Genomic DNA, 10458 nt, shown 5'->3' with positions numbered 1-10458 from the left:
CCTGACGGCCGGGTGAGTGTTCTCCGTTCTTTCCGTGCGTGAGAACGAGGGCGACACGCCCGACCCCGGGGGTCGGGGAGGTTCGGGAAATTCAGCAGGTCAATAGCGATATCGGCTACGAGAACCGGCGTAGGTCACGAGGAAGACGGAGACGCGGTGCCCACCATCCAGCAGCTGGTCCGTAAGGGCCGACAGGACAAGGTCGCAAAGAACAAGACCCCGGCGCTGAAGGGGAGTCCGCAGCGTCGTGGTGTGTGCACTCGTGTCTACACCACCACGCCCAAGAAGCCGAACTCCGCTCTGCGTAAGGTCGCTCGCGTCAAGCTGAGCAGCGGCATCGAGGTCACGGCCTACATCCCCGGCATCGGCCACAACCTCCAGGAGCACAGCATCGTGCTGGTTCGTGGCGGTCGTGTGAAGGACCTGCCGGGTGTCCGCTACCGAATTGTCCGCGGTTCGCTCGACACCCAGGGCGTCCGGGGCCGCAAGCAGGCCCGTAGCCACTACGGCGCCAAGAAGGAGAAGTAAGCATGCCGCGCAAGGGCCCGGCGCCGAAGCGCCAGCTCATCACCGACCCGGTCTACGGCTCGCCGCTCGTCACCGCACTGATCAACAAGGTGCTGCTCGACGGTAAGCGTTCCATCGCTCAGAACGTCGTGTACGGCGCTCTCGAGGGTGCTCGCGAGAAGACCGGACAGGACCCGCTCGTCGTTCTCAAGCGAGCCCTGGACAACGTCAAGCCCGCGCTCGAGGTCCGCAGCCGCCGTGTCGGTGGCGCGACCTACCAGGTGCCGGTCGAGGTTCGCGCCTCCCGGTCCACCACGCTGGCCCTGCGCTGGCTCGTCTCCTACTCGCGTCAGCGTCGTGAGAAGACGATGACCGAGCGTCTGATGAACGAGCTGGTCGACGCCAGCAACGGTCTGGGCGCGGCCGTCAAGAAGCGTGAGGACACGCACAAGATGGCCGAGTCGAACAAGGCCTTCGCCCACTACCGCTGGTAACCCCGCGGCGAATCGATTCCTTGAGACGACCTAGGGAAGACGAGCCTCATGGCTAAGACTTTGCTTGACCTGGCCAAAGTCCGCAATATCGGCATCATGGCCCACATCGACGCGGGCAAGACCACGACGACCGAGCGGATCCTCTACTACACCGGTGTGAACCACAAGCTCGGCGAGACGCACGACGGCGCCTCGACGATGGACTGGATGAAGGAGGAGCAGGAGCGGGGTATCACCATTACCTCGGCTGCTACCACCACGCACTGGGACGATCACACGATCAACATCATCGACACGCCCGGCCACGTCGACTTCACCATCGAGGTCGAGCGTTCGCTGCGTGTTCTCGATGGCGCGGTCGCCGTCTTCGACGCCAAGGAAGGCGTCGAGCCGCAGTCGGAGCAGGTCTGGCGTCAGGCCGACCGCTACAACGTTCCCCGTATCTGCTTCGTCAACAAGATGGACAAGATCGGGGCCGATTTCCAGCGTTGTGTCGACATGTTCCGTGAGCGCCTCGGCGCGAACGCCATGCCGATCCAGCTGAACATCGGTGCGGAGAGCGACTTCAAGGGCGTCATCGACCTCGTGAAGATGAAGGCCTACGTCTGGAACGACGAGGCCGCCCTCGGCGAGATGTACGACACCGTCGAGATCCCCGAGAGCCACGCCGACGTCGCCCGCGAGGCCCGCGACTCGTTCATCGAGACGCTGGCCGACGGTGACGACGAGATCATGGAGCTCTACCTCGAGGGCACGGAGCCCACCGAGGACCAGCTCGTGGCCGCGATCCGTCGCGCCACGATCGCCGGCACCGCGATCCCCGTGGTCTGCGGCACCGCCTTCAAGAACAAGGGCGTCCAGCCCCTGCTCGACGCGGTCACCGCCTACCTCCCCTCGCCCCTGGACGTCGAGGCCGTCGAAGGCCACGACCCCAAGGACGAGACCGAGGAGACCAAGCTCGAGCGCAAGCCGAGCGTCGACGAGCCGATGTCCGCCCTGGTCTTCAAGATCATGAGCGACCCGCACCTGGGCAAGCTGACCTACGTGCGCATCTACTCCGGCGTCATCAGCAGCGGTACCCAGGTTCTCAACAGCCTGAAGGGCCGCAAGGAGCGCATCGGCAAGATCTACCGCATGCACTCCAACAAGCGTGAGGAGATCGCCGAGGCCGGCGCCGGTGACATCGTCGCCGTCATGGGTCTGAAGGACACCACGACCGGTGAGACGCTGTGCGACCAGTCGTCCCCGATCGTCCTGGAGTCCATGACCTTCCCGGCTCCGGTCATCGAGGTGGCCATCGAGCCCAAGACCAAGAGCGACCAGGAGAAGCTGGGCATCGCGATCCAGCGTCTGGCCGACGAGGACCCCTCCTTCCAGGTGGCCTCGGACGAGCAGACCGGTCAGACCGTGATCTCGGGCATGGGCGAGCTGCACCTCGAGGTGCTGGTCAACCGCATGCGCGACGAGTTCAAGGTCGAGGCGAACATCGGTAAGCCCCAGGTGGCCTACCGCGAGACCATTCGCAAGAAGGTCGAAGGCCACGTCTACACCCACAAGAAGCAGACGGGTGGTTCGGGTCAGTTCGCCAAGGTCAAGATCGACCTTGAGCCGCTGGAGACCGAAGAGGGCGTCGCCTCGGGTTACGAGTTCGTCAACGCCGTCACCGGTGGCCGCATCCCGCGTGAGTACATCCCGTCGGTCGATGCCGGTTGCCAGGACGCCGCCGAGCTGGGTGTGCTCGCGCACTACCCGCTGGTCGGCATCAAGGTGACGCTCCAGGACGGCCAGTACCACGAGGTCGACTCCTCGGAGATGGCGTTCAAGACCGCCGGTTCGATGGCCTTCAAGGAGGCCGTCCGGCTGGCGAAGCCGACTCTTCTCGAGCCGGTCATGGCCGTCGAGGTCACCACGCCCGAGGAGTACATGGGCGACGTCGTGGGCGACCTGAACTCCCGCCGTGGACAGATCCAGTCCATGGACGAGCGTTCCGGCGTCCGGATCGTCAGGGCCCTGGTGCCCCTCTCGGAAATGTTCGGCTACGTGGGTGACCTGCGCAGCCGTACGCAGGGTCGAGCCAACTACTCGATGGTGTTCGACTCCTACGCGGAGGTTCCGTCCGCTGTCGCCCAAGAAATTGTGGCGAAGGTTCGCGGCGAGTAGTCGCGAATTCGTAACCCGGCTGTTCCCCGTACCCGCGGGGTTGGACCACAGTCAGATAGATCTGTACGTCTAGGAGACTTCCAGTGGCGAAGGAAAAGTTCGAGCGGACCAAGCCGCACGTCAACATCGGCACCATCGGTCACATTGACCACGGCAAGACCACGCTGACCGCCGCGATCAGCAAGGTGCTGCACGACGCGTTCCCCGACCTGAACCCGTTCACCCCGTTCGAGGACATCGACAACGCTCCCGAGGAGCGCGAGCGCGGCGTCACGATCTCGGTCTCGCACATCGAGTACCAGACCGAGGCGCGTCACTACGCCCACGTCGACTGCCCCGGTCACGCCGACTACGTGAAGAACATGATCACGGGTGCGGCGCAGATGGACGGCGCCATCCTGGTCGTGGCCGCCACCGACGGCCCGATGCCGCAGACCAAGGAGCACGTGCTCCTGGCCCGCCAGGTCGGCGTGCCCTACATCGTGGTGGCCCTGAACAAGGCCGACATGGTGGACGACGAGGAGATCTTCGAGCTCGTCGAGCTCGAGGTGCGTGAGCTCCTCAGCGAGTACGAGTTCCCCGGTGACGACATCCCCGTCACCAAGGTCTCCGCGCTCAAGGCCCTCGAGGGCGACGCCGAGTGGGGCAAGACCGTCCTGGAGCTCATGGGCACCGTGGACCAGTACATCCCCGAGCCCGAGCGTGACACCGACAAGCCGTTCCTGATGCCGATCGAGGACGTCTTCTCGATCACCGGTCGCGGCACCGTCGTCACCGGTCGTATCGAGCGCGGTATCGTCAACGTGAACGAGACCGTCGACATCGTCGGCATCAAGGAAGAGAAGCAGTCCACCACCGTCACCGGTGTTGAGATGTTCCGCAAGCTTCTCGACCAGGGCCAGGCCGGTGACAATGTCGGTCTGCTCCTGCGCGGCATCAAGCGCGAGGACGTCGAGCGCGGCCAGGTCGTCATCAAGCCCGGCACCACCACGCCGCACACCGAGTTCGAGGGCCAGGTCGTCATCCTGTCCAAGGACGAGGGTGGCCGCCACACGCCGTTCTTCAACAACTACCGCCCGCAGTTCTACTTCCGCACCACCGACGTCACCGGCGTCGTGACGCTGCCGGAGGGCACCGAGATGGTCATGCCCGGTGACAACACCGCGATGACCGTCCAGCTCATCCAGCCGGTCGCCATGGAAGAGGGCCTCAAGTTCGCCATCCGTGAGGGTGGCCGGACCGTGGGCGCGGGTCGCGTCACCAAGATCCTCAAGTAGTACGAACGTCGGGGCGGCCCCTGTCGGAGCCGCCCCGACGTGGTGGGTGGGTCGCCCTCTGCGGCCCACCCGCCCCACTGACAAGACGTCATCGGGCTCTGTGACGGTGACGCACCGCAGGGGCAAGCCCTGTTGCGGTTTCTCAAGGGAATAGAGGCTCAAGGCCGAAGCGGCGGACTCCGCCGGGCCTGGGTTTCTGTGACCGGGACTGCTCACCGTTACGGACACTGAAGCGAAGGACGAACAGGCCACATGGCGGGACAAAAGATCCGCATTCGGCTAAAGGCCTATGACCACGAGGTCATCGACAGCTCGGCGAAGAAGATCGTCGAGACCGTGACGCGAACTGGCGCACAGGTCGCGGGCCCGGTGCCGCTGCCGACGGAGAAGAACGTTTACTGCGTCATCCGATCGCCGCACAAGTACAAGGACTCGCGCGAGCACTTCGAGATGCGCACCCACAAGCGGCTGATCGACATCATCGACCCCACGCCGAAGACGGTCGACTCGCTCATGCGACTCGACCTCCCGGCCGGCGTTGACATCGAGATCAAGCTTTAAGGACGCACAGACATGGCCACCAAGCAGATCAAGGGAGTTCTGGGCGAAAAGCTCGGCATGACCCAGGTCTTCGACGACACGGGCAAGATCGTGCCCGTGACCGTCCTGAAGGCCGGTCCGTGCGTCGTGAGCCGCATCCGGACCCCTGACACCGATGGCTACTCCGCCATCCAGCTCGGCTACGGGCAGATCAACCCGCGCAAGGTGAACAAGCCCCTGGGCGACTACCTGCGCGCCAACGACCTGACCCCGCGCCGTCACTACGTCGAGGTCCGCACCTCCGACGCCTCCGAGTACACGCTCGGCCAGGAGGTCGACGCCGCCTCGTTCGAGATCGGCCAGAAGGTCGACGTCACGGGCAAGAGCAAGGGCAAGGGCTTCGCGGGTGTGATGAAGCGTCACGGTTTCCGTGGCCTCTCCGCCTCGCACGGTGCCCACCGTGTCCACCGCTCGCCCGGTTCCATCGGCGGCTGCGCCACGCCCGGCCGCGTTTTCAAGGGCATGAGGATGGCCGGTCGCATGGGCAACGTGCGCAAGACCATCCAGAACCTGACCGTTCACTCCGTGGACGCGGAGAAGGGCCTCATCCTGGTCAAGGGTGCTGTGCCCGGTCCCAACGGCGGTCTGGTGCTCGTCCGCACCGCTGTGAAGGGGGACAAGTAGTCATGGCCCAGATCGAGGTCAAGAACCCCGAGGGCGGCTCCAAGGGCAGCGTCGAGCTCCCCGAGAGCGTCTTCGCCCAGCAGGTCAGCATCCCGCTGATCCACCAGGTCGTGAACGGCCAGCTGGCCGCCGCCCGGCAGGGTACCCACGCCACCAAGACCCGCGGCGAGGTCCGCGGTGGTGGTAAGAAGCCCTACCGCCAGAAGGGCACCGGCCGCGCCCGTCAGGGTTCGATCCGCGCCCCGCAGTACACCGGCGGTGGCACGGTCCACGGGCCCCAGCCCCGCGACTACTCCCAGCGGACCCCGAAGAAGATGAAGGCCGCCGCCCTGCGTGGCGCCCTCTCCGACCGGGCCGCCCACGGTCGCATCCACGTCATCAGCCACTTCGTGGCCGAGGACGCGGACAGCAAGCTCACGCAGACCGCTCTGAAGTCGCTGCGTCAGGTCACCGAGTCCGACAAGGTCCTCGTCGTCCTGGCCCGCGAGGACGAGCACAACCGGCGCGCCCTGCGCAACCTCGAAGAGGTGCACATCCTCGACGCGGACCAGGTGAACACCTACGACGTCCTCTACTCGGACGACGTGGTCTTCACCGAGGCGGGTTACGCCGAGTTCCTGGCCCACGCGGCCGGTGCCTCGAAGGCCGCCGAGTCCGAGGAGGACGACCAGTGAGGATCGCCGACCACCGGGACATCATCGTCGAGCCGGTGATCTCCGAGAAGAGCTACGGGCTCATGGACGAGAACAAGTACACGTTCATCGTTCGCCCGGACGCCAACAAGACCCAGATCAAGATCGCGATCGAGAAGATCTTCGACGTGAAGGTCACGAGCGTGAACACGATCAACCGGAAGGGCAAGCGCAAGCGGACCCGTTTCGGTTTCGGGAAGCGTCCCGACACGAAGCGCGCGATCGTCGGCCTCGCCGAGGGCGACCGCATCGACATCTTCGGTCGGTGACCTTTCTCGGGTCTGACCGCTACACACCAAGCAACACGTAAAGGAATGCGCGAAGAAGATGGGCATTCGTAAGTACAAGCCGACGACGCCGGGTCGTCGCGGCTCCAGCGTGAGCGACTTCGTCGAGATCACGCGCTCGGAGCCGGAGAAGTCCCTCGTTCGTCCGCTCCACTCCAAGGGCGGTCGTAACGGCCACGGCCGGATCACCGCCCGCCACCAGGGCGGCGGTCACAAGCGGGCCTACCGCGTGATCGACTTCCGTCGTCACGACAAGGACGGCGTGCCGGCCAAGGTCGCTCACATCGAGTACGACCCGAACCGCACCGCTCGTATCGCTCTGCTCCACTACGTGGACGGTGAGAAGCGCTACATCCTGGCGCCCGCCGGCCTCAAGCAGGGCGACACGGTCGAGAACGGCCCCCAGTCGGACATCAAGCCGGGCAACTGCCTCCCGCTGCGCAACATCCCCACGGGTACGTTCGTGCACGCGGTCGAGCTGAAGCCGGGCGGCGGTGCCAAGCTGGGCCGTTCCGCGGGATCCCAGATCCAGCTTCTGGCCAAGGAAGGCCGCTACGCCACGCTGCGTATGCCCTCCGGCGAGATGCGCATGGTCGAGATCTCCTGCCGCGCCACGGTCGGACAGGTCGGCAACGCCGAGCAGTCCAACATCAACTGGGGCAAGGCCGGCCGCTCCCGCTGGAAGGGCAAGCGCCCGACCGTCCGCGGTGTGGTCATGAACCCGGTCGACCACCCGCACGGTGGTGGTGAGGGCAAGACCTCCGGTGGTCGTCACCCGGTCAGCCCCTGGGGCAAGAAGGAAGGCCGGACCCGGGCCAAGAACAAGGCCAGCGACAAGCTGATCGTGCGGCGTCGGCGTAGCGGTAAGAAGAAGCGGTAAGGAGCACGTCTGATGCCACGTAGCCTTAAGAAGGGTCCCTTCGTCGACGACCACCTCATCAAGAAGGTGGAGTCGCAGAACGAGAAGGGGACCAAGAACGTCATCAAGACGTGGTCCCGGCGGTCCATGATCGTCCCGGAGATGATCGGTCACACGATCGCCGTCCACGACGGCCGCAAGCACGTTCCGGTGTTCGTGTCGGAGTCGATGGTCGGCCACAAGCTCGGTGAGTTCGCTCCCACGCGTACTTTCCGTAGCCACGTCAAGGAAGACCGCCGTAGCCGCCGTTAGCGGTTGCAGCAGTTGTAAGAACAATTTTCTCCACGGTGAGTGGGGAAGAAATTTTCCGTGAGCGAGGGAAAAGCGATGGGAACGAGGGCACAGGCGCGGTTCGTCCGCGTTACGCCCCGCAAGGCTCGCCGGGTGGCGGACCTTATTCGCGGGTTGCCCGCTGACGAGGCACAGGCGGTGCTCCGGTTCGCTCCCCAGTCGGCGAGTGAGCCTGTTGGCAAGGTGCTGGCTAGCGCCATCGCCAACGCTGAGCACAACGACAAGCTGGACCGCGAGACCCTGGTGGTCGAGCGCGTGTGGGTGGACGAGGGTCCGACCCTGAAGCGCATTCGCCCCCGAGGCTTCGGCCGGGCTTTCCGGGTCACCAAGCGCACGAGCCACATCACCGTGGTCGTCGCGGACTCGGTCGCCTCGTCCAAGACGAAGGAAAGGACCCGATAGTGGGGCAGAAGGTTAACCCGCACGGGTTCCGCCTCGGCATCACCACCGACTTCAAGAGCCGTTGGTACGCCGACAAGTCCTACAAGGACTACGTCAAGGAAGACGTCGCGATCCGTCGGATGCTGACCCGTGGCATGGAGCGCGCGGGCATCTCCAAGGTCGAGATCGAGCGCACCCGTGACCGTGTCCGCGTGGACGTCTACACCGCCCGGCCGGGCATCGTCATCGGCCGCCGCGGCGTGGAGGCCGACCGGATCCGTACGGACCTGGAGAAGCTGACCGGCAAGCAGGTGCAGCTGAACGTCTTCGAGGTCAAGAACCCCGAGGTCGACGCTCAGCTCGTCGCCCAGGGCGTCGCCGAGCAGCTGAGCAGCCGCGTGGCCTTCCGCCGCGCGATGCGCAAGGCCATGCAGAGCGCGATGAAGAGCGGTGCCAAGGGCATCCGTATCCAGTGCGGTGGTCGTCTGGGTGGGGCCGAGATGTCCCGCTCGGAGTTCTACCGCGAGGGTCGCGTCCCGCTGCACACGCTGCGCGCCGACATCGACTACGGCTTCTTCGAGGCCCGTACGACGTTCGGTCGCATCGGCGTCAAGGTGTGGATCTACAAGGGCGACGCCCCCGCGACCCGCGCCGAGCGTGAGGCCGCCCAGGCCGCGCAGCGCACCGCCGGTGGCGGTCAGCGCCGCGAGCGCCCGCAGCGTCGTCGTCGTGGCGGCGCCGGTGGCGGTCAGCAGAACACCGAGGCCAAGGCCGGAGCTCCGGCCGAGGCCGCGAAGACCGAGGGGAGCTGACCCGTGCTTATTCCTCGTAAGGTCAAGTACCGCAAGCAGCACCACCCGGACCTGCGCGGCAAGGCCAAGGGCGGCACGTCGGTGACGTTCGGTGAGTTCGGCATCCAGGCTCTGGAGTCGGCTTACGTCACGAACCGGCAGATCGAGTCCGCTCGTATCGCCATGACGCGTCACATCAAGCGTGGCGGCAAGGTGTGGATCAACATCTTCCCGGACCGTCCGCTGACGAAGAAGCCCGCCGAGGTCCGTATGGGTTCCGGTAAGGGTTCGCCCGAGTGGTGGGTCGCGCCGGTCAAGCCCGGTCGCGTGATGTTCGAGCTGTCGGGCGTGCCCGAGGCCGTGGCCAAGGAGGCCATGCGCCGTGCGATGCACAAGCTCCCGATGAAGTGCAAGTTTGTTAAGCGGGAGGGGGAGTGATGGCCAAGTCCGTGACTGCCCACGAGCTGCGCGACCAGTCCGTCGAGGACCTGGTCACGAAGCTCAAGGAAGCCAAGGAAGAGCTTTTCAACCTCCGCTTCCAGGCCGCCACCGGCCAGCTCGACAACCACAGCCGTCTTCGGACGGTCAAGCGCGAGATCGCGCGGATCTACACGGTCATGCGCGAGCACGAGCTGGGCATCGTCCCGCTGTCTGGTGAGTCGGCTGAGAAGACGAAGGAAGCAGCCGAATGAGTGAGAACCAGACCGCGACCCGCAACTACCGCAAGGTGCGCGAGGGCTACGTCGTCAGCGACAAGATGGACAAGACCGTCGTTGTCGAGGTCGAGGACCGAGTCAAGCACGCCCTGTACGGCAAGGTCATCCGTCGGACGACCAAGTACAAGGCGCACGACGAGGCGAACTCCTGTGGCGTCGGTGACCGGGTCCGCATGATGGAGACCCGGCCGCTCTCCGCGACGAAGCGTTGGCGCGTCGTGGAGATCCTGGAGAAGGCTAAGTAACCCCGGCCTGTCGGCGGCCGACACCAGGTGTCGGCCGCCGACGCGAGGGGTGAGACCACCTAGCCGTGCGGCAGTGGACCGCACGCATCACATCAGGAGCAGACGTGATTCAGCAGGAGTCGCGACTCAAGGTCGCCGACAACACGGGTGCCAAGGAGATCCTTACCATCCGTGTTCTCGGTGGCTCGGGTCGGCGCTACGCCGGGATCGGTGACACCATCGTCGCCACGGTGAAGGACGCCCTGCCTGGCGCTGGAGTCAAGAAGGGCGACGTCGTCAAGGCCGTTATCGTGCGCACTGTCAAGGAGCGCCGCCGGCCCGACGGCTCCTACATCCGCTTCGATGAGAACGCTGCCGTGCTCATCAAGGACGGTGGGGACCCGCGAGGCACTCGCATCTTCGGCCCGGTCGGCCGTGAGCTGCGTGACAAGAAGTACATGCGCATCATTTCGCTGGCGCCGGAGGTGCTCTAAG

16 protein-coding genes are annotated in these 10458 nt (G+C 65.4%); all 16 read left to right on the top strand.

From position 1 onward, the window contains the following. Positions 1–156 precede the first annotated feature (156 nt). The 16 genes from rpsL (at position 157) to rplN (ending at position 10457) form a co-directional block, all read left to right on the top strand. On the top strand, positions 157–528 hold the full coding sequence (gene rpsL, locus D451_RS0121205; RefSeq protein WP_014912437.1) for a 30S ribosomal protein S12: 372 nt from the start codon (positions 157–159) through the stop codon (positions 526–528). Positions 529–530: 2 nt separating this feature from the next. Further along, positions 531–1001, top strand: coding sequence for a 30S ribosomal protein S7 (gene rpsG, locus D451_RS0121200; protein WP_014911405.1), 471 nt, complete (start codon positions 531–533; stop codon positions 999–1001). 48 nt (positions 1002–1049) lie between these two features. Beyond that, entirely contained in the window at positions 1050–3161 is a 2112-nt protein-coding gene (gene fusA, locus D451_RS0121195; RefSeq protein WP_026125249.1) for an elongation factor G, read from the top strand. A gap of 83 nt (positions 3162–3244) precedes the next feature. Beyond that, positions 3245–4438 carry an elongation factor Tu gene (gene tuf / locus D451_RS0121190; protein WP_014908151.1) on the top strand — a complete coding sequence of 398 codons (1194 nt, stop codon included), beginning with the start codon at positions 3245–3247 and terminating at the stop codon, positions 4436–4438. Positions 4439–4690: 252 nt separating this feature from the next. After that, positions 4691–4999, top strand: a complete 309-nt coding sequence (gene rpsJ, locus D451_RS0121185) for a 30S ribosomal protein S10 (RefSeq protein WP_014908366.1) — start codon at positions 4691–4693, stop codon at positions 4997–4999. 12 nt (positions 5000–5011) lie between these two features. After that, positions 5012–5662, top strand: a complete 651-nt coding sequence (gene rplC / locus D451_RS0121180) for a 50S ribosomal protein L3 (RefSeq protein ID WP_014913067.1) — start codon at positions 5012–5014, stop codon at positions 5660–5662. Between the two features lie 2 nt (positions 5663–5664). Continuing rightward, entirely contained in the window at positions 5665–6336 is a 672-nt protein-coding gene (rplD, locus tag D451_RS0121175) for a 50S ribosomal protein L4 (protein WP_014909317.1), read from the top strand. Then, complete coding sequence (gene rplW, locus D451_RS0121170) at positions 6333–6623, top strand: 50S ribosomal protein L23 (RefSeq protein WP_014908213.1); 291 nt, start codon at positions 6333–6335, stop codon at positions 6621–6623. The genes rplD and rplW overlap by 4 nt, the downstream gene beginning before the upstream one ends. Before the next feature lie 58 nt (positions 6624–6681). Beyond that, positions 6682–7521, top strand: coding sequence for a 50S ribosomal protein L2 (gene rplB, locus D451_RS0121165; RefSeq protein WP_014913424.1), 840 nt, complete (start codon positions 6682–6684; stop codon positions 7519–7521). A 12-nt stretch (positions 7522–7533) separates the two neighbouring features. After that, positions 7534–7812 carry a 30S ribosomal protein S19 gene (rpsS, locus tag D451_RS0121160; RefSeq protein WP_013156115.1) on the top strand — a complete coding sequence of 93 codons (279 nt, stop codon included), beginning with the start codon at positions 7534–7536 and terminating at the stop codon, positions 7810–7812. 75 nt (positions 7813–7887) lie between these two features. After that, positions 7888–8253 carry a 50S ribosomal protein L22 gene (gene rplV, locus D451_RS0121155; protein ID WP_017535889.1) on the top strand — a complete coding sequence of 122 codons (366 nt, stop codon included), beginning with the start codon at positions 7888–7890 and terminating at the stop codon, positions 8251–8253. Beyond that, positions 8253–9044 (top strand): 30S ribosomal protein S3, encoded by a 792-nt coding sequence (gene rpsC, locus D451_RS0121150; RefSeq protein WP_014911893.1) that lies wholly within the window; start codon positions 8253–8255, stop codon positions 9042–9044. The genes rplV and rpsC overlap by 1 nt, the downstream gene beginning before the upstream one ends. Before the next feature lie 3 nt (positions 9045–9047). Then, complete coding sequence (gene rplP, locus D451_RS0121145; protein WP_014912571.1) at positions 9048–9461, top strand: 50S ribosomal protein L16; 414 nt, start codon at positions 9048–9050, stop codon at positions 9459–9461. Next, positions 9461–9715, top strand: coding sequence for a 50S ribosomal protein L29 (gene rpmC / locus D451_RS0121140; RefSeq protein ID WP_014911102.1), 255 nt, complete (start codon positions 9461–9463; stop codon positions 9713–9715). Before rplP ends, rpmC begins: the two co-directional genes overlap by 1 nt. Then, entirely contained in the window at positions 9712–9984 is a 273-nt protein-coding gene (gene rpsQ, locus D451_RS0121135) for a 30S ribosomal protein S17 (protein ID WP_014909496.1), read from the top strand. The genes rpmC and rpsQ overlap by 4 nt, the downstream gene beginning before the upstream one ends. A 104-nt stretch (positions 9985–10088) precedes the next feature. Further along, a complete protein-coding gene (gene rplN, locus D451_RS0121130; protein WP_014911091.1) occupies positions 10089–10457 on the top strand; it encodes a 50S ribosomal protein L14 in 369 nt (122 codons plus the stop codon). The last annotated feature ends 1 nt before the right edge of the window (position 10458 follow it).

It is taken from the genome of Nocardiopsis alba DSM 43377, from assembly GCF_000341225.1.
GTDB lineage: Bacteria > Actinomycetota > Actinomycetes > Streptosporangiales > Streptosporangiaceae > Nocardiopsis > Nocardiopsis alba.
The sequence above is the reverse complement of the archived record's forward strand: the minus strand, read 5'-3'. Positions and strand labels throughout refer to the sequence as shown.

Coding starts and splice junctions, on each gene's coding strand:
- rpsQ (WP_014909496.1), top strand. CDS start 9,712: ATGAGTGAGAACCAGACCGCGACCCGCAACTACCGCAAGGTGCGCGAG.
- rpsJ (WP_014908366.1), top strand. CDS start 4,691: ATGGCGGGACAAAAGATCCGCATTCGGCTAAAGGCCTATGACCACGAG.
- rpsS (WP_013156115.1), top strand. CDS start 7,534: ATGCCACGTAGCCTTAAGAAGGGTCCCTTCGTCGACGACCACCTCATC.
- rplD (WP_014909317.1), top strand. CDS start 5,665: ATGGCCCAGATCGAGGTCAAGAACCCCGAGGGCGGCTCCAAGGGCAGC.
- fusA (WP_026125249.1), top strand. CDS start 1,050: ATGGCTAAGACTTTGCTTGACCTGGCCAAAGTCCGCAATATCGGCATC.
- rplC (WP_014913067.1), top strand. CDS start 5,012: ATGGCCACCAAGCAGATCAAGGGAGTTCTGGGCGAAAAGCTCGGCATG.
- rpmC (WP_014911102.1), top strand. CDS start 9,461: ATGGCCAAGTCCGTGACTGCCCACGAGCTGCGCGACCAGTCCGTCGAG.
- rplB (WP_014913424.1), top strand. CDS start 6,682: ATGGGCATTCGTAAGTACAAGCCGACGACGCCGGGTCGTCGCGGCTCC.
- rplV (WP_017535889.1), top strand. CDS start 7,888: ATGGGAACGAGGGCACAGGCGCGGTTCGTCCGCGTTACGCCCCGCAAG.
- rpsG (WP_014911405.1), top strand. CDS start 531: ATGCCGCGCAAGGGCCCGGCGCCGAAGCGCCAGCTCATCACCGACCCG.